We start from the raw sequence: 18,582 nt of genomic DNA, 5'->3' as shown, positions 1-18,582 counted from the left end.
CGTATAGCTGTAAACAAACGACAAAAAAAAAGCTGACTACAAGGAGTCAACTTTTCATTTACATAAATATTTCTAAAATAAAGCCAATCACAATCCCGGTCACTGCCCCGAAGAAAACTTCCATCGGTTTATGACCAAGTAATTCTTTTAAATGCTTCGTTTTTTCTTCTTGTTCAGGTGCCGCAAGTCCTTTGGCATGTTCCACGAACTCTTGGAAATCCGTTACTAATTTGTTTAAAACAACCGCTTGTTCGCCGGCTTGTCTTCTAACGCCAGTCGCATCAAACATCACAATAATCCCGAATACAACAGCAATCGCGAAATAAGGCGAATCCAGTCCGTATTCAATTGCGAGAGTAGTCATTAAAGCAGTTACAGCAGCCGAGTGAGAACTAGGCATGCCACCAGTGGAAAACATTAGCCCGACATTGAATTTCCGATAAACTAAAATATGGATCGGAACTTTTACCACCTGGGCAAAAACTATCGCAATAATAGATGCAATTAATGGTGTATTCGTAAATATCGACATCAAATCTCCCCTGTCAAAAAGTCTACTCTTATTTTACCACAATGAGATTGTTAAAAACCTTTTCTAGAGTTTTTCCAATAACTCTTATATAATAAAGTATAAATCAAATTCAGGAAGAAGGGAACTTATGGGATTTCAAGAAACTATTGGTATAGAAATTGTTTCAGTAGAAAAAGGAAAAGCGGTCATCCAATTAGAAATAACAGAAAAAGTCCATCAACCATTTGGCTATTTGCACGGTGGAGTTTCCGTTGCGTTAGCAGAACATGCCGCAAGTATTGGTGCTGCAAATTCAATTGCTCCTGATGAAATTGTCTTTGGCTTAGAAATTAACGCCAACCACCTAGCGTCGAAGCAAGCGGGACTCATAACCGCAACCGCAGAAGCCATTCACCTTGGCAAAAGTACCCAAGTATGGGAAATCAACATTACCGATGAAAACGATAAATTAATCTGTATTAGCAGATGTACGATTGCAGTGAAAAAGAAACGAAAATAAAAAGCATGGCAGAGTTTAAAATATCAACTCGCGCCATGCTTCTTTTATTTCTCTGTTTTATCGTCGTCTGATTCTGTTTCACTTTCATCCTGTTCGATGATTTCATGCTCGGAATCATCAGACTGTTCTTCAATTGTTTGTTCCTCGCGTTCACGTTCTTGTTCTTCTTGATCTTCACGCTCATCAATTTTTTCTTCGCGTCGTTCCCATTCCATTCGCTCTTCCAATTCTTCACGCTCTTGACGCGCTTTTTCAATTTGTTCTTGGCGAATAATAAGACTTTTCTTTTTCTTGATATCGTCTTTTTTCACTGAACGCAATTGGTCACGAATTCGAATCGCTAGTGGAACCCCGGTATCATAAGCAGCCCGGTTAATTAGGTGAGAAGCTACTGGCGTTGTTAAGAAAATAAACAATACCGCCAGAAGTACTCGCGCATTAAAACCTTCACCTGAGTGGAAAAAGTAACCAACCGTCGCAAATAGAAGCAAGCTAACGCCAAATGTATTACTAATTCCGGCAGCATGCGTTCTAGTGTATACGTCAGGCAAGCGAATAACACCAATTGCCGCAAGAATACTAAGCAAACCGCCGATTAAAATCATCACAGAAATAATAATCTCAATTATCACGTTCACGATCAATCACCTTTCCTTTCTCAATAAATTTGGCAAAGGAAACCGTTCCAATAAACGCCAGAAGCGCAATAAGCAAAATAACATCCAAAAAGGCATGTGTATCATAAAACATCGAAAGTAGGGCAACAATTGCCACCAAGTTCATCCCGATAGAATCTAGCGCTACCACTTTGTCAGAAGTAGTTGGTCCTTTTAAAATTCGGTAAAGATATAAGAAAGTTGAAATCGAATAGAGAAGTAAACCAATGGATAAAGCGATTTGAATAATCATCCGTGGAACACCTCCATAATCGCGCCTTCATAAGACTTACGAATCGTCGCAATTTCTTCTTCGATATTTGGAACGTGGAGCGAATGAACATAGATTGCTTTATAATCATCCGAAATATCAATCGAAAGCGTTCCGGGCGTTAATGTAATCAGTAAAGCGAGCATTGTCACTTCCCAGTCCGTCTCAAGCGTCGTATCATATCTGAAAATCCCCGGTCGAATGTTCATATCTTTCTTTAAAACAATCCGACTTACATGAACCGTAGAAACAATTAAATCATGTAAAAAGCGGAAAACCAGTTTGATAAGGGCAAATAACCGGAAAAGATAAAATCTCGACCCGAGGAAACGTCGCATAAAGAATAGCAAGAATATCCCGATGATAAAGCCGATGATAAATGTTGCAAAACTAAACGATGACTCCAAAAACATCCACAAACAAGCAAGTATTATATTAAGAATAAGTTGAAAAGCCATCTTTTATCACTCCTTTATCACCGCATGGATATAAACAGAAGGGTCAACAAGTGGGTCAACCGCCTGTTCAATAAACGGATAAATTGCATTACTGAACACACCATAACCAATTGAAATCGCAAGTAGAATAACTACCGGCACAAGCATTTTTTTATACGGAATTTGTAAATTGAATACGCCTTTTTTCTCGCCCCAAAAGCCTTTTGTAAAGACTTTGATTAAAGACATAAGGACGAATAAACTGGATAGTAAAATGATGATTCCGCCGACCATTTGACCAGCTGAGAAAGCTCCTTCAACAATCAGCAGTTTTCCGATAAATCCGCTAAGTGGTGGAATTCCTGCAAGACCAAGAGTAGCAATGAAGAAAATCCAACCGAGCGAAGGCTTCACGCTCATCAATCCGCTGAATTTTTTCACGCTAGAGTATCCCGTAATCGCCATCACAATCCCAACAATAAGGAAGAGGGCGGCTTTGATAATCATATCGTGAATTAAGTAAAACACAGCACCAGTCATCGATTCGCGTGTCATGATCGAAACACTGAATAAAATAACACCAATCGCAATCATAATATTGTAAATCACGATTGTTTTCATATCATAATAACTAATTGCCCCAATAACACCAAGTATAATCGTCACTATCGCGAGAATCCCAAGCAGCGGAACAACAAAGTCAGTCAGTGAACTAAAGAATAGCGTATATGTCCGAATAATCGCGTAAACCCCAACTTTTGTCAGAAGTCCACCGAACAAAGCAAGCACCGGAATCGGCGGAGCAAAGTAAGACCCTGGAAGCCAGAAGTAAAGCGGGAATAATCCTGCTTTCAGTCCGAATACAAACAAGAACAGAACCGCGACAACGCTTATCATTCCAGTATTCGCGCCATTTAAGTCCGTAATTTTTTGCGAAATATCTGCCATGTTAAGCGTTCCAATCATCGAATAAAGTAGCGCAATCGCCACAACGAAAAATCCGGAACCAACAACATTAATCAGCAAATATTTAATCGTTGCTTTAAGTTGAATCTGTGTCCCACCAATGACAAGTAACACATAAGACGCCATCAGCATAACTTCAAAGAACACAAACATATTAAAAATATCACCAGTTAAAAACGAACCATTTACCCCAACGATCATAAAGAGAATCGCTGGATAATAAAGAAATTTCTCCCGCGGTTTCCCAATCGTATAAAAAGAATAAAGAATCACGCAGAATAAAACAATACTCGTTGTAGCTGTAAGCAAGACAGCTAGCATATCACCAACCATCGTAATCCCAAAAGGAGCTGCCCAGTTACCAATATTCAAGGTCGTAATTCCATTTTCGCGAATATAAAACACAAGGAAGAGGTTTGCCACAACCAAGATGCCACTAAAAATAAGGGCGAATACCCGTTGAACGATGACTCGTTTTGGCAGTAGCATTAACGTAATTGCTCCAAGGAAAGGTATCAATATCGGCATTAAAATTATATTATTCATCATCGGCTTCATGTCCTCTCGTCTTGGATACACTCTCGCTATCAAGCTCCTGATACGCTCTATAAGCAAGAACAAGGAAAAAGGCAGTTACACCAAAGCTTATAACAATCGCAGTCAAAATAAGTGCTTGTGGAAGGGGGTCATTGTATGTTCCTGACCCCGGCGTACCAAGAATCGGCACACGCCCTTTTTTCAAACCGCCCATCGTAAGTACAAGCAAATTGACACCGTGACTTAGGACAGCCGTTCCAATAATAATCCGTAGCAAACTTTTAGAGAGAATTAAGTAAACCGCAGCGGCAAAAATCAAGCCGATTAATATAGACATTAATAGTTCCATCAGTCACTCTCCCCAATCGTTTGAATTATCGTAAGTGTTACACCGACAACAACTAAGTAAACCCCAAGATCAAACAAAGTCGCCGTGTGTAACGCAGTATCTCCTAAAATGGGCAAATCAACATGACCAAATTTATGCGTTAAGAAAGGGTCGCCCGTAAAAATCCCAATCATCCCAGTACCGAGGGCGAATACAAGCCCAACTCCAGTAAGCATAATCGTATTGATATTAAGCATACTAGCAACTGTTTTTGTATCATAAGCAAGTAGTGTTAATGTAATTGCGCCAGCCGTTGTAAGTCCAGCCACAAACCCGCCGCCAGGATTATAATGTCCTGCAAAGAATAAATGGAGCGAGAATAAGAAAATAATGAAAGCTACTACTTTCGTTACATTTCTCAGTAGAACGTCATTCGTTTTCATCATTCTCACCTCGTTTCGTCAGTCGTAATTTAATCATCGCGTATATTCCAATCGCCGCAATCGAAAGTACAGCCGTTTCGAACATCGTATCAAAGCCACGGAAATCCACTAAGATAACATTAACAATATTTCGTCCCGCTGCTTCCACGTACGCATTATCCACATAGTATTTCGAAATCGAATCATAAAATGTCGTATTATACGCTGAAAGGGAAACGAGCGTGATAATCACACCAACCCCGATACTCAAAAATGTCTTCATTGATAACCATTTCGGCTTTTCCTCAATATTACTAAACTGAGGAAGGTGATAAAACACAAGTAGATAAAGCACAACGGAAATAGTTTCAATAATAAGTTGCGTCAAAGCAAGGTCAGGCGCTCTAGAGATAACGAAGAAAATACTAATTGTATATCCCATTGCTCCAAGTAAAATAATCGAAGTAATTCGCGACTTGGAAAAGACAATCCCAACCAACGTCACTAAAATTACTGCCGCTAAAACAAAATCAACAACCGTCACTTTCGTCATACTCGAAAAATTGAAATCAAGTGCCTGCGTGAAAATCATGACCGAAGCCATCATCAAAATAAAGGCTGATAACATATAATTCAAGTAAGTCCGGAGCCAACCAGTCATAATAAACATTGTCATTCGGTACGAACCTTGTTCCAAATAATACATCCCATTATCATACGTTTTCCCAATTCGCAGTGCTTTTGGAACACGGGTTGTAATCCAAGGTTTCCAGTATTTATGTGTAAGGAACAAGACAATTCCAACTGCCACAACGCCAAACGTCATTAATAAGGCTGGCGTAAATCCGTGCCATAAACTAATATGAATCGAAAAATCAGTTGAGAGTCCAGGAACAATCGCTCTTACAGCAGGTTCCAAAATCGGCTCTGCAATTAAATTAGGGAAAAGACCAATCCCAACCACGAAAATCGATAAAATAATCGGTGGTAAAAGCAGTCCGAATGGTGCTTCATGTGGTTTTTTCGGTAATAAGTAAGGTTTCACTTTTCCAGTAAACGTTTTGAAGAAAATAATCATGCTATAAACAAACGTAAACACGCTGGCAACCCATGCGACAACTGGGAGCAGAACGCCCCAAGTACTTGCATCAAACAATTGCAATTGCGTAATATTTACCATGCTTTCAAAAAACATTTCTTTACTTAAAAAGCCATTAAAAGGTGGAATCCCAGCCATCGCGAACGTTCCGATAAACGCAATCGTCGCCGTAATTGGCATAATTCGCATTAAACCACCAAGCCGTCTAATATCCCGCGTGCCAGTTTCGTGATCGACAATCCCAACCATCATAAACAAGCTACCTTTAAATGTTGCGTGATTAAATAGATGGAACACAGCCGCGACAATCGCCATCACATAAATATCATCACTGAGCGTATCAAAGTGAAGCGAGGCAGCCCCGACACCAAGAAGCGCCATGATGAGGCCGAGCTGACTAATCGTGGAATAAGCCAAAATCGCTTTTAAATCATTTTTCTTCGTGGCATTAAGTGAACCCCAGAAAAGGGTCGTAATCCCAACGAGTGAAACCGTCCAAAACCAGACACCCGAACTCGCGAACAGTGGCGTAAACCGAGCCACAATATAAATCCCAGCTTTAACCATCGTAGCCGAGTGAAGATAGGCACTAACCGGAGTAGGTGCTTCCATCGCATCCGGCAGCCAAATATGAAACGGAACTTGCGCAGATTTCGTAAATGCGCCGAGCAAGACAAGAATCATCGCGGGAATGAATAAGCTATTATTACTAATCACATCCGCATCACGAATAATCGCCCGGATAGAAAATGAATCGCTCATAATATGCAGCAAAATAAATCCGCCAAGCATCATTAATCCGCCGAAAACCGTAATCATCATTGACTTACGAGCCCCGTAACGCGAACGCTCACGATGATACCAATACCCAATCAATAAGAACGAACTAATCGAAGTTAGCTCCCAGAACAGATACAGCACAATCAAGTTATCACTCAAGACAACCCCAAGCATTGCCGTCATAAAAATAAATAAAAATGTATAGAAATTGCTAAGTCGTTCTTTCTTTTTCCCTAAATAATAAATAGAGTAGAAGGTAACGAGCGAACCAATCCCAGTAATAAGTAGCGCAAACAGCAAACTAAGCCCATCTACTACTACTGTAAAATTAATCCCAAGTCGCGGAATCCAAGGCATGGAAACAATCGTAGCCCCGTCCATCGTTTTTGGAATAAATGTTAAGAAGTAAATAAACAAAATCACTGGAATTGGAAGTACTAACCAGCCAGTATGAACTTGTTTCGTCCACCGGTAAAAAAGTGGAATTAGCAGCGCCACAATAAATGGCAGAACAATTGCTAGATGAAGAAATGACAAAATCGGCTCCTCCTCGAAGAATTTTTATACGGAAACTCATCCTGGAAATGTGAAAATAAAAACAGGAAACCATTATTTTTTAAGCAAGTACTTACATTTAATGAAACATAGCCATAACTAAAATTCTAGAAAATCAGGCTAACTCATCAAATTTCAACAACCTTACTATTCACGAGTACCCAAATAAACGCCGTACTTTTATATTTTTTATTATAACATACTTTTTTATCTGAAAAAAAGGCAGGAAACTTAACTTTATAAATCAATTTACGCAAATTTAAAAAACAGTTAAATAGGAAGAACAAAAAAACAAACCCAAGAAAAATCTCAGGTTTGAGAAAGTTTAATCGACGTTCACATGCCGTTTTCGGTCGGAACGAAGCGCATAAAGCAAAATGAAAAACGCCACAAGAAACATAAAACTCATAAATAAGAACACGCTCGGGATTCCTGTGAAACCAGCGAGCGTCCCACCAAGAATCGGTCCAATCACATTGCCTAGAAAACGAGCACTTTGATTGTAACCTAGCATCTCACCTTGCATAACTCCAGGAGCGGCAAGCCGGATATACGCCGTCGTACAAGGCACCATCCCACCAATCGCAATCCCGAATAAAAAGCGGAAGAAGATAAATACCCAAAGATTGGTCGCGAAAGCTTGCGGAATGACAAAAACTGCCGCCATAATCAACAAGATATTCAGTATTTTCTCATACCCATATTTGTCGCCGAGCTGCCCCCATTTCCGCGTCATCACTAAATTACCAAATCCAGTTGCGGAAAAAGCCAGCCCCGACAAGAACGCAATATTATCCGATTTTGTCATATCTCCTACATAAAGCGCAAGCAGTGGCTGAACACTAAAGTTCGCAATTTGAATCAACGCAGTAATGACCATGACCGTAAACAGAACTCGCAGCGTGAAAATTTGTTTCAATACCGCACGACGAGAATAGACCACTTTGGCCGCTTCTTTTTGCTCCTCAGTCCGAATTTCTTTGACACCAAAAGCGACAATCAAAGCCGCGACCATCATCGCAATCCCCGTAATCGTAAATGTATCCTTAAAACCGAATAAATCCGCCATCGCGCCACCAATCAACGGACCGAAAAGCATACCAGTCACACCACCAAGTTGAAGCGTACCGAGAATTTTCCCAGCTTCATTCCGAGGCGTTTGGCGCGCAATAAAGGCATTACTCACACCAATAAAACCAGTTACAACTCCCATGAAAATCCGCAAAATCAGCAAGTAAGTGACAGAATGCGCAAATCCCATCAAAAAAATACAAACCGACAAACCGACCGAAGTCAGTATCAAAATCCCTTTATACCCATGCTTATCACCAATCCGCCCCCAAATCGGCGAAAAGATAAAGGCAATTAAAAATGTTACGCCAAAAATATAACCGGCCCATCTTTGCACATACGCATTGCTGTAATCGCCAAATGTTTCGATGTAGAGAGATAAAAACGGCATAATCATTGTCATGCTGGCTGACATCAACAAGTTTGCCAGCATTAAGATGTACAAATTCCGTGTTCGAGTTGTCATAAAAGAATCATCTCTATTCGTATTATTGTTAAAACTGTCCTTTTCATTATAGAATAAAAGGTAGCGAATGAAAAATAAAGTGAAGGATGTGCATTTTTGGTTAAAAAAATTGTCATTTGGGTTTCAGCTGTTATACTAGTACTGTATCTGATTGCTGTCGTTGTTAATTTGCTTATTATTTGGCTACGTTAGTAAACAATAAATTAAAACAAAAGAAGGAGTTTTTACAATATGACTTACCCACAATTATCAAAAGAAGTGGCACCTAACGAAATCGAAGCAGAAATGATTACAAATCGCGGAACTATCCGCATCAAATTGTTCCCTGAAATTGCTCCAAAAACAGTAGAAAACTTTGTAACGCATTCCAAAAACGGCTACTATGATGGCCTTATTTTCCACCGTGTCATCCCTGAATTCATGATCCAAGGTGGCGACCCAGACGGCCGCGGTACTGGTGGCGAAAGTATTTGGGGCGAATCTTTTGAAGATGAATTCTCTACAGAAGCTTTCAACTTACGCGGAGCTCTATCCATGGCAAACGCTGGCCCAAACACAAACGGCAGCCAATTCTTCATCGTTCAAAAACCAGATATGCCCGCTGACATGCTTGGCCAAATGGAACAAGCTGGCTTCCCAGTAGAAGTTATCGAAGCTTACAAACAAGGCGGAACCCCGTGGTTAGACGGACGCCATACAGTTTTCGGCCACGTAATCGAAGGCATGGACGTAGTAGACGAAATCGCCAACCTACCAACTGGCATGCAAGACAAACCAGTGAATGATGTTGTGATTGAGAAGATTAATATTAAGTAATGAATGAAGAGCACTTTTTCTACAATAGGAAAGTGCTCTTTTCTAAGGGATAATTAACTAAAAATGATTACAGATAGGGGACTTGAATCAAATGGAAACATCCCACCCAATAAAAATCAACAACCAACTAATCTACGGCCGAGACAAAACATGGCTCACAAGTTTGCACCAAACCCCTGACCAACTCACATTAACCATAGAAATTGATCTCGAAGAAGAAAGCAGCTTCCTAAAGATGATTTTTAAAGGCCTCATTTTCTACTCATCAACCGAACTCGATACCTACGAAAAAAGCAAATGGAGTTCAAGTTGGTTAACCAGCCAAAGCAATTTCGAAATAGTTGAGGATTCCGATTTAATAAACGAACGAGTAAAAATAAGAACTGATTACAACAGCCAAGACTTCACCCATTACCGTATCAGCACTTACGATCATATTATTGACGTAATAAGCAAAAGTTATCTGCTAGGAGAAGCCGATAAATAACAAAAAACAAGTTTCTCAGCCATCAGGATGAAAAACTTGTTTTATTTTAAACCAATACTTCTGAAAAGAACTCATTATACAAAGCGCGAACGGCCGTATTTTCCTGTTCTTCCTTCACGCCAAACATAATGCTCACCTCAGAAGAGCCTTGATTAATCATTTCAATATTCACTTTCGCATCGGATAAAGCTTTCGAAGCGCGCGAAGTTATCCCAACGTTATGGCGCATCGCTTCACCAACAACCATAATTAGTGAAATCCCATGCTGCATAATCACTTGGTCAGCATTTAATTCCTCTTTCAAACGAGACATAATTGTCCGCTCTGTATCCTCGCCAAACTGATTTTCGCGAATAATAATCGTTAAATCATCAATCCCCGAAGGCATATGCTCATAGTTCAACCCAGCATCCTCCAAAATTTGCAGCACTTTCCGCCCGAAGCCAATTTCCCGGTTCATCAAATATTTACTAATATAAATGCTACAAAAGCCGTCATCACTAGCGATCCCAACAACGGGGCCATTACTATTTTCGCGTTCATGAACAACACGCGTACCACAAGAATCAGGGTTGTTCGTATTTTTAATATGCACCGGAATCCCCGCATGGAACGCCGGAATTAAAGCTTCATCATGAAAAACAGAGAAGCCGGCATATGAAAGTTCGCGCATTTCCCGGTAAGTAAGCTCAAGTACTTTCTTCGGATTTTTCACGATAGCGGGATTGACCGCGTAAACCGCATCAACATCAGTAAAGTTCTCGTACAACTCAGCTTGCGCACCATTCGCCACAATCGCTCCAGTAATATCAGAACCACTTCTAGAAAACGTGCTAATTTCTCCGTCTTTCGTATAACCGAAAAATCCTGGGAAAACAATAATGCCTTCACGTTCTCGAAGTGCAAATAAATGGTCATAAGACTCTGGTAAAACTTGCGCACTTGCATGTTCATCGGTTACGAATAAACCAGCATCTTTTGGATTAACATAATGTGCATTTAAGCCTTTAAATTTAAAATAAGCCGCGATTAATTTCGCGTTGTTATCTTCGCCGCTAGCTTTCATACGATCTAAAAATTTATCTGGATCGCTTTTATCAGACGAAATGGTTGCTTGTAAGTCCGCGCGAATTTGCTTAATAACTACATCGCTCATTCCCGTATCAAGCGCAATCCCGGCATATCTAGCAATAACAGCCTCAAACAATTCGCTCGTATCCTCACCAAGCAGTGCCTTTGCCGCGCAGTCAATTAGTAAGTCGGTCACTTTGGTATCTTCCTTGAATCGTTTTCCTGGAGCAGAAACAACGACGATTTTTCGGTCAGGATCCTCCGCTACAAGTTGGAAAACCTTATTTAATTGAATCCCCGATGCTAAAGAGCTTCCGCCAAATTTAATTACTTTCATGCAACACACTCCTGATCTGAATTTTTTAGCTTCCGAAAGTGCTGTTTTCGAATGATGCAAAATTTTCTGACCTTTCGGATAAAGTTATTGTCTATTATCGCTCTTTTTCCGTGAAATCGCAATGGTTTTTCGCATTTTTAATTATTTTCTCCAGCCCCCAGTAGTTTACTTGTTTAAAAAGCTAAAGGTAGTTATAATAAGAGTGTACAAAAAAAGCAGCCTTAATCTGAAAGGAAAGATTACGATGAAAAATATTGTTTTAGTATGTGCGGCAGGGATGTCAACAAGCCTTTTAGTAACAAAAATGCGTAAAGCAGCAGAAGATCGCGGAGAAGCTTGCGAAATTGAAGCATACTCCATTGCTGAAGTAAGTAACTTAATTGACGATGCAGACGTAGTACTTTTAGGACCACAAGTGCGTTATCAGAAAAAAACAGTTGATGAACTAGCTGCTGGGAAAATTCCAGTAGATGTAATCGACATGGCAGCATACGGTACAATGAACGGTGAAAAAGTACTAGGCCAAGCATTAGATCTAATTAACGGCTTCCAAAAATAAACAGTAAAAAAACCTGTGTGGCATTTAAGCCACGCAGGTTTTTTAGCTTTCTTGGGTAAGAATTCCGTCTTCCATACGATACACATGGTTGACTAAATCTAGCATACGTTCATCGTGTGTTACCATAATCGCAGTTCGACTAGTTTGCACAACTTCATTACGGATAAGCTCGACAACTTCACGACTTCTTTCAGTATCAAGACTCGCTGTTGGTTCATCGGCTAAAATAACGGAAGGTTGATTAATAAGCGCGCGAGCAATAGCGACACGTTGCTTTTGACCGCCAGATAAATCTTTTGGATAGAAATTTGCACGATCACTTATACCAAGTTGGCTTAGAAGCGATGCCGTATCTTTTTCAAGTTCCGCCGCACTCTTCCCAGCCATTTTTCCGATAAAACTGATTTGGTCTTTGACATGTAAGTAAGGAACCAGATGAGCCGCTTGGAAAATAAAGCCGATTTCTTCTAAGCGTAGCGCGGTTTGTTCTTTGGAAGATAGATTTCCGACTGATTTGCCATTAATAGAAATCGTTCCGCCAGTTGGTGTTAAAAGTGCTCCAGCCAGTGAGAGCAGCGTACTTTTACCAGAACCACTCGGACCAACAATCGCGATTAGTTCGCCTTTTTTCGCTTCGAAATTGGTTTCCTTCAGTGCATGAATAATTGAAGGACCGGACGGGTAATCTTTATACACTTTCTCAAAAGATAATAGAGTTTCCATTATTCGTCACCTCCTCGAATAGCATCTAGTGCGTCTACTTTAGCGATTCGTCTAAGTGATAGAAGTGCGCCGAATAGGGCAACTAGGAAGAACAAGCCACTATAAAGTGCAATCGTCATCGGACTTAATCTAAATGGCATCGCTGCTGGCATGATGCTTGGTAAAATCAGCGTTACACCGACACTAATTAAAATACTAATAATCGAAATAATCACCACTTGGGTAATAATGCTTTTCACTAAGTAACTTGTTTTCGTTCCAAGTGCTTTCAAAATACCAAATTGCGTTGTTTTTTGAAGCGTCATTACATAGAAGAATGCCGTTAAAATAAATCCGCCAATAATGATTAAGAAGAAAATCATCATATTAAGCGTCATTTGCTCCGCGGAATAACCTGGAATTTGATTTAAAAATGCTTTATGATCGATCGTCGTTAAATCTTTATCCGAAAGGGTTACTCCTTTATCAGGATCGTCTGTTTTAATCGCAATGGTGCTTGTTTGCGGGATTTTTTGGTGATATAAAACAGGATTGATTTCTTGCCAAGTTGCGATATTAATATAAACAACAGGGGCGTGGCTGTACTTTTGGTTTTCCGTAAAGCCGACAACTGTTAATTCTCTATTTAAAATATCATCCATTAAAACATCGCCAATTTTGATTCCGTCTGATTTTAAGGAAGAATCAACAACGATTTCGTCAGGTTTTGTCACTTGTATGTTAGCTCCATCGGAAATTTTTGGAGCGAGAAAGCTATCTGGTTGAATACCGAAAAGTGCTACACTAAACTTTTTGCTGTCACTTTCCCGTTTTAAAGTTTGCATCGATTGTCCAAGTACCGCAGCGTCCTTCACGTTCGCATCTTTTTTCACGTCAGCGAGTTTAGATTCTGGGAACTGCGATCTTGATAATTTGTCTTGGGCGTCTTTGCTGAGAACATAATATGGAACCCCGTTATCTGCGACAGATGAAGCATTATCATAAGCAAGGCCATTTGCCAGCCCAGATAAAATAAGCGATAGTAACATAATTAAGACCATGATGCCTGTTACTAAAATATAGCGCAACTTAGAATAAACTAATTCACGAAGCCCTAAAAACATCGGTTATACCAACTCCTTTAAATTTATGTAAACGGAAAATGCACATTATTTCACTTTCCAAAGAATAGTATACCAAAGCTATATTCAATTTCCTAAAGAAAGAAACTAAGTAATTGCTACTTAGTTCCTCTCAGGAAAATTATTTTTTTAAGCCTTGAATCAGAAGTTTCACGGCTTTTTCCAATGTTTCTTTTGGACAGGCGATGTTGAAACGAACAAACCCTTTACCAGAATGACCGAAACCAGAACCCATTTGGACACCGACACCAGCTTCGATTAAATCGTTGTAAATTGTTTTTTCGTCTTTTGGAAGGGCGCGGCAATCAAGCCACATCAAGTAAGTTGCTTCTAAGTCCGTCACGCCAACTTCGGGCACTTCTTTTTCGAGTTCTGCTTTGACATATTCATAGTTGCTATAAATATATTCTTTCAACTCTTTTAACCAAGGCGCCCCGTGACGGTATGCCGCTTCTGTACCAATAATCCCAAAAACATTGAGCCCGTTAGTCGTAGCGTACTTTTGCTCCGCGGCGAATTTGGCTTGGTAATCTTTATTCGTAATAATATAGTAGGAAGCTTTAATCGCCGCCAAGTTAAATGTTTTCGTAGCAGCCATCAAAGTAATAATTTGATCTTGATAAAATGGCGCCGCAACCATCATCGGCACGTGTTTATGGTTTTTCATCACTAAATCGGCATGAATCTCATCCGAAACAATCGGAATTTGGTATTTCTCGCATAGTTTCGCTAATTCCACAAGTTCTTCTTTGGTGAAGCAACGACCACCAGGATTTTGCGGATTACATAGAAGGAACAATTTCACATTTTCTTCTTTCATCCGTTTTTCCAAATCATTAAAATCCATTCGATATTGACGGTTCTCATATAAAAGTGGCGACATAACCACTTTTCGTTCGGTCGCTTTCGTTACATTGAAAAATGGCGGATAAATCGGCGAAACCATTAGAACCGCATCACCTTCATTGGTGAGAGAACGAATCGCTAACGAAATTGTCGGAACAACCGCCCCATTAAAAAACAACGTGCTCGGATCGATTTCAAACTGGTGTTGCTCCTTGTTCCAATCAATAACAGCCTCGACAAGTGCTTCTGACTTCGTGGAATAACCAAAAATCCCATGATCGATTTGACGCTGAAACGCATCAAGTACAGGTTGCGGCGCACGGAAATCCATATCCGCTACCCACATCGGAATAATACCTTTTCTGCCAAATAATTCTTCTGCCCCATCCCACTTTTCTGAATTAGTTCCAATACGCGGAATGACTTCATCAAATTGACTCAAATATGTCACGCTCCTTCTCATTAATTCGCCTCAATTATAGCACGAATGGCACCTCGAAAGCTCGCTATAGAAGGATTTAGAATAATTGTTAAAGTTTCGCCTAAGTGTTATAATTTATAAAATATTGTAAGGTTGAAAGTAGGAGGAATGAGGATGAGTACATTCAAAGTAGGAGATGTAGTTTCTGGCAAAATTGCAGGAATTCAAAGCTACGGCGCATTTGTAGCACTAGATAATTCAACACAAGGCTTAGTTCATATTTCAGAAATCACGCATGGTTTCGTCAAAGATATCCATGATTTTCTAGAAGTAGGACAAGAAGTCAAAGTGAAAATTCTAGATATTGACGAAGAAAAAAATAAAATCAGTCTTTCTATTAGAGCGACAGAAGAAGCACCAAAAGAACAACCAGCTAAAAAGAAACCAGTTTCATCTAGCGAAAATGATGAAGGTTTTAACACTTTACGTGACAAACTAGAAGAATGGATTAAAAAAGCAGATAAATAAAACCCCTTATCAGCCGAGTTATCAAGCCCTTTTTCGGGGTAAATAGCTAGGCTGATAAATTTAATTGACTAAAATTTTAGAAAAAGGGAATAGTTAGTAGTAATTTTCTATTTATTCAATAGTATAAATTAGTCAAAAGGGGGATTTTCGTGAAAAGATCTATTCATGTGCAGGCATTTGTATATAACGAAAAGAAAGACGAGATACTAGTGGTAAGGGATCGCAACCTAGCTTGGGCGTTTCCGGGCGGGCATGTGGAAACGAATCAAACGATGGAAGAAGCACTCGCAAGCAAAGTAAAGGAGCAGACAAATATCGATATAGCAATAGAGTCAATTTTACATTGCAAAGAGCGGCGTGCTACATGGGAGCACGTTTGTACATTTGTCTTCCGAGCAAAACCAGTTGGCGATGCAATGCTCGCTCCGAACGAGGACAATGCTTTTCGCGTAAAGTGGGTACCCATTCCGCTAGCAGACGATCTATTAGCTGTAGACCAATTATCATTAAACGAACTGGTCCGAAGCGAGGGCGTCTTATATGAAAACTATACCTAATTTTCAAAAAGGCTCAAATTTCACAAGGTCAAGCCTTGCTAAAAAGCACTGATTGATATAAAGTTAGTAAAGAAACTTTTTTAAAATTTGGAGGGAAAATAATGACACATATTAAATTTGATTATTCCAAAGCGCTCCGTTTTTTTGAAGAACGCGAACTTGATTATCTTGAACCAGCAGTAAAAGCAGCTCATGATTCATTACATAACGGTACAGGTGCTGGTAACGATGCGCTAGGTTGGATTAACTTACCAACAGATTACGACAAAGAAGAATTTGCTCGTATCAAAAAAGCAACCGAAAAAATCCATAGCGATTCAGAAGTATTAATCGTTATCGGTATCGGTGGTTCTTACCTTGGAGCACGTGCTGCAATCGAAACATTAAATCATTCCTTCTATAATGTACTTGAAAAAGGTGCGCGTAAAACACCTCAAGTATTCTTTGCGGGAAATAGCATCAGTTCTTCCTACTTACATGACCTTATTGAAGTAGTTGGCGACCGCGACTTCTCTGTTAACGTTATTTCTAAATCCGGAACAACAACAGAACCAGCAATCGCTTTCCGTGTTTTCAAAGAACTTTTAATCAAAAAATATGGCGAAGAAGGCGCGAAAAAACGCATTTACGCTACAACTGATAAAGCAAAAGGTGCTCTAAAAACGCTATCTGACAACGAAGGCTACGAAACATTTGTTGTTCCAGATGACGTTGGCGGACGTTTCTCCGTTTTAACTGCAGTAGGTTTACTTCCAATCGCAGTTAGCGGCGTTGACATTGATGCTCTAATGAACGGAGCAGCAGCAGCAAGCAAAGATTTCGACAAACCAGAACTTAAAAACAACATTGCATACCAATATGCAGCAGCTCGTAACGTTCTTTACCGTAAAGGCAAAGTAACAGAACTTCTAATCAGCTATGAGCCAGGCTTGCAATACTTCAACGAGTGGTGGAAACAATTATTCGGCGAAAGTGAAGGTAAAGACAAAAAAGGTATTTACCCATCCAGCGCGAACTTCTCCACAGATTTACACTCTATCGGTCAATATATCCAAGACGGACGTCGTAATCTTTTTGAAACAGTTATCAAAGTGGATAAACCGCGCCACAACTTAACTATCAATAAAGAAGACGTAGATTTAGATGGCTTAAATTATCTTGCAGGCGAAACAGTTGATTTCGTTAATACAAAAGCATTCGAAGGAACACTTCTAGCGCATACAGACGGCGAAGTTCCAAACTTTGTTGTAGAAGTACCAGAACTAGACGCTTATACTTTCGGTTACCTAGTATACTTCTTTGAAAAAGCAGTAGCTATCAGCGGTTACCTAAATGGCGTAAATCCATTTGACCAACCAGGCGTAGAAGCATACAAAGCTAACATGTTTGCATTACTAGGCAAACCAGGCTTCGAAGACAAAAAAGCAGAACTAGAAAAACGCTTAAACGACTAATTTTCATTTCCAAACCTTGGGGCCAATCGCTCCAAGGTTTTTTGTTTGTTTGCGATTTTCTTCCATTGGAGTTACCATATAGTTAAACAAAAGGAGGGCAAGAAATGCTATCTATCGAACGAAAACGCGCCATCGTCCAGTATGTCAAAAGTCGCAAAATAGCAACCGTTAGCGAACTAGCTAAACATTTTGAAGTCCACGAAGCAACCATTCGCCGCGATTTAACCTCACTAGAAAAAGACAAAAAACTAAAAAGAACCCACGGCGGAGTTATGATAGAAGAAAAAGTAGTTTCCGAACCCAACTGGAAGAAACGAAGCGAAGTGCGCTACGAAGAAAAACAACGCATCGCCACACTAGCAGCCACAATGGTCAAAGATGGCGATACAATCATCCTCGATGCCGGAACAACAACCGGGCACATCGCAACAGCACTAAAAGACCGTTCCAAGCTAACCGTCATAACAAATGATATCAACGTAGCTTCCATTATGCGCTTCTCTCCGTCCAAAGTAATCGTAACAGGCGGTGTTATCTATCCAGAAACATTCATCCTTAATGGCATGATAACAAGTGGAACCTTGCAAAGCATTCACGTACACAAAGCATTCGTAACCACACCAGCACTCGACATCGACAAAGGCCTAATGCATTACGACGAATACTTAATCCCGGCCAAACAACAAATGCTCCACTCAGCCGATGAAGTCATCCTAGTAACAGATCATACCAAGTTCGGCCGTATCTCTCTATACAAATACGCAGCCCTAGACGAAATCTCCTCCATCATCACCGGAAAAGAAATAGATCCAGTCTTACAAGAACAGTTTGAAGAAAAAGGAATGCAAATTTATACAACATAATGTTTTAAAAGCTCTATTTAATCACCAATTTATACACTAAATTAATCTTTTTTCATCTTTATTAAAAAAACTTTGTAAAAAGTATTGACGAAAGGCAAAAATATTGGTATATTTATAAACGTTGCTGATGCGGACAAAACGCTTTCGCAGCAAAAGAAACTGACCTTTGAAAACTGAACA

21 protein-coding genes are annotated in these 18,582 nt (G+C 39.9%); 8 read left to right on the top strand and 13 right to left on the bottom strand.

All coding sequences use genetic code 11. The features are described 5' to 3' along the window. Window positions 1–58: 58 nt before the first annotated feature. Window positions 59–532, bottom strand: a complete 474-nt coding sequence (locus tag HCJ30_RS11470; RefSeq protein ID WP_185392262.1) for a divergent PAP2 family protein — start codon at window positions 530–532, stop codon at window positions 59–61. 127 nt (window positions 533–659) lie between these two features. Here HCJ30_RS11470 and menI point away from each other — a divergent pair, with 127 nt between their 5' ends. Beyond that, a complete protein-coding gene (gene menI / locus HCJ30_RS11465) occupies window positions 660–1,031 on the top strand; it encodes a 1,4-dihydroxy-2-naphthoyl-CoA hydrolase MenI (RefSeq protein WP_185392261.1) in 372 nt (123 codons plus the stop codon). Window positions 1,032–1,075: 44 nt separating this feature from the next. Here the strand turns inward: menI and mnhG are convergent, their stop codons facing one another. The 8 genes from mnhG to HCJ30_RS11425 form a co-directional block, all read right to left on the bottom strand. Beyond that, window positions 1,076–1,669, bottom strand: a complete 594-nt coding sequence (gene mnhG / locus HCJ30_RS11460; RefSeq protein ID WP_185392260.1) for a monovalent cation/H(+) antiporter subunit G — start codon at window positions 1,667–1,669, stop codon at window positions 1,076–1,078. After that, window positions 1,653–1,940, bottom strand: a complete 288-nt coding sequence (locus HCJ30_RS11455) for a Na(+)/H(+) antiporter subunit F1 (protein ID WP_003722409.1) — start codon at window positions 1,938–1,940, stop codon at window positions 1,653–1,655. The genes mnhG and HCJ30_RS11455 overlap by 17 nt, the downstream gene beginning before the upstream one ends. After that, window positions 1,937–2,416, bottom strand: a complete 480-nt coding sequence (locus HCJ30_RS11450; RefSeq protein ID WP_003730417.1) for a Na+/H+ antiporter subunit E — start codon at window positions 2,414–2,416, stop codon at window positions 1,937–1,939. The genes HCJ30_RS11455 and HCJ30_RS11450 overlap by 4 nt, the downstream gene beginning before the upstream one ends. Window positions 2,417–2,422: 6 nt before the next feature. Further along, window positions 2,423–3,907, bottom strand: coding sequence for a Na+/H+ antiporter subunit D (locus tag HCJ30_RS11445; RefSeq protein ID WP_185392414.1), 1,485 nt, complete (start codon window positions 3,905–3,907; stop codon window positions 2,423–2,425). Then, entirely contained in the window at window positions 3,900–4,247 is a 348-nt protein-coding gene (locus HCJ30_RS11440; protein WP_003763750.1) for a Na(+)/H(+) antiporter subunit C, read from the bottom strand. The genes HCJ30_RS11445 and HCJ30_RS11440 overlap by 8 nt, the downstream gene beginning before the upstream one ends. Then, window positions 4,247–4,672, bottom strand: coding sequence for a Na(+)/H(+) antiporter subunit B (locus HCJ30_RS11435; protein ID WP_003769105.1), 426 nt, complete (start codon window positions 4,670–4,672; stop codon window positions 4,247–4,249). Before HCJ30_RS11435 ends, HCJ30_RS11440 begins: the two co-directional genes overlap by 1 nt. Further along, window positions 4,656–7,064, bottom strand: a complete 2,409-nt coding sequence (locus HCJ30_RS11430; protein WP_008948634.1) for a Na+/H+ antiporter subunit A — start codon at window positions 7,062–7,064, stop codon at window positions 4,656–4,658. Before HCJ30_RS11430 ends, HCJ30_RS11435 begins: the two co-directional genes overlap by 17 nt. A 343-nt stretch (window positions 7,065–7,407) precedes the next feature. After that, window positions 7,408–8,688 carry a lmo2377 family MFS transporter gene (locus HCJ30_RS11425; protein ID WP_491712949.1) on the bottom strand — a complete coding sequence of 427 codons (1,281 nt, stop codon included), beginning with the start codon at window positions 8,686–8,688 and terminating at the stop codon, window positions 7,408–7,410. Window positions 8,689–8,850: 162 nt separating this feature from the next. Here HCJ30_RS11425 and HCJ30_RS11420 point away from each other — a divergent pair, with 162 nt between their 5' ends. Then, a complete protein-coding gene (locus HCJ30_RS11420) occupies window positions 8,851–9,435 on the top strand; it encodes a peptidylprolyl isomerase (protein WP_003722402.1) in 585 nt (194 codons plus the stop codon). Window positions 9,436–9,526: 91 nt separating this feature from the next. Further along, window positions 9,527–9,922 (top strand): hypothetical protein, encoded by a 396-nt coding sequence (locus HCJ30_RS11415; RefSeq protein ID WP_185392258.1) that lies wholly within the window; start codon window positions 9,527–9,529, stop codon window positions 9,920–9,922. A 46-nt stretch (window positions 9,923–9,968) separates the two neighbouring features. Here the strand turns inward: HCJ30_RS11415 and HCJ30_RS11410 are convergent, their stop codons facing one another. Then, the gene (locus HCJ30_RS11410; RefSeq protein WP_185392257.1) at window positions 9,969–11,330 is read right to left on the bottom strand and encodes an aspartate kinase; all 1,362 of its coding nucleotides are present in this window, start codon (window positions 11,328–11,330) and stop codon (window positions 9,969–9,971) included. Window positions 11,331–11,574: 244 nt separating this feature from the next. Between HCJ30_RS11410 and HCJ30_RS11405 the strand changes: the two genes are divergently transcribed. Beyond that, entirely contained in the window at window positions 11,575–11,889 is a 315-nt protein-coding gene (locus tag HCJ30_RS11405) for a PTS sugar transporter subunit IIB (RefSeq protein ID WP_185392256.1), read from the top strand. Window positions 11,890–11,931: 42 nt separating this feature from the next. On the opposite strand, the gene HCJ30_RS11400 is transcribed toward HCJ30_RS11405, so the two are convergent. The 3 genes from HCJ30_RS11400 to HCJ30_RS11390 form a co-directional block, all read right to left on the bottom strand. Then, the gene (locus HCJ30_RS11400; protein ID WP_003722398.1) at window positions 11,932–12,612 is read right to left on the bottom strand and encodes an ABC transporter ATP-binding protein; all 681 of its coding nucleotides are present in this window, start codon (window positions 12,610–12,612) and stop codon (window positions 11,932–11,934) included. Further along, window positions 12,612–13,715, bottom strand: coding sequence for an ABC transporter permease (locus tag HCJ30_RS11395; protein WP_008948626.1), 1,104 nt, complete (start codon window positions 13,713–13,715; stop codon window positions 12,612–12,614). Before HCJ30_RS11395 ends, HCJ30_RS11400 begins: the two co-directional genes overlap by 1 nt. Window positions 13,716–13,854: 139 nt before the next feature. Continuing rightward, window positions 13,855–15,021: a MalY/PatB family protein gene (locus HCJ30_RS11390; protein ID WP_185392255.1), complete on the bottom strand. Its 1,167-nt coding sequence runs from the start codon at window positions 15,019–15,021 to the stop codon at window positions 13,855–13,857. Between the two features lie 153 nt (window positions 15,022–15,174). Here HCJ30_RS11390 and yugI point away from each other — a divergent pair, with 153 nt between their 5' ends. From yugI to HCJ30_RS11370, 4 genes are all read left to right on the top strand, one after another. Then, window positions 15,175–15,528: a S1 domain-containing post-transcriptional regulator GSP13 gene (yugI, locus tag HCJ30_RS11385; RefSeq protein WP_185392254.1), complete on the top strand. Its 354-nt coding sequence runs from the start codon at window positions 15,175–15,177 to the stop codon at window positions 15,526–15,528. 149 nt (window positions 15,529–15,677) lie between these two features. Further along, window positions 15,678–16,085 carry an NUDIX hydrolase gene (locus HCJ30_RS11380; protein ID WP_185392253.1) on the top strand — a complete coding sequence of 136 codons (408 nt, stop codon included), beginning with the start codon at window positions 15,678–15,680 and terminating at the stop codon, window positions 16,083–16,085. A 101-nt stretch (window positions 16,086–16,186) separates the two neighbouring features. Then, window positions 16,187–17,539 carry a glucose-6-phosphate isomerase gene (locus HCJ30_RS11375; protein ID WP_185392252.1) on the top strand — a complete coding sequence of 451 codons (1,353 nt, stop codon included), beginning with the start codon at window positions 16,187–16,189 and terminating at the stop codon, window positions 17,537–17,539. Window positions 17,540–17,643: 104 nt separating this feature from the next. After that, on the top strand, window positions 17,644–18,402 hold the full coding sequence (locus tag HCJ30_RS11370; protein ID WP_185392251.1) for a DeoR/GlpR family DNA-binding transcription regulator: 759 nt from the start codon (window positions 17,644–17,646) through the stop codon (window positions 18,400–18,402). Window positions 18,403–18,582: the final 180 nt, after the last annotated feature.

This window comes from Listeria cossartiae subsp. cossartiae (assembly GCF_014224155.1).
Taxonomy (GTDB): Bacteria; Bacillota; Bacilli; order Lactobacillales; family Listeriaceae; genus Listeria; species Listeria cossartiae.
The sequence above is the reverse complement of the archived record's forward strand: the minus strand, read 5'-3'. Positions and strand labels throughout refer to the sequence as shown.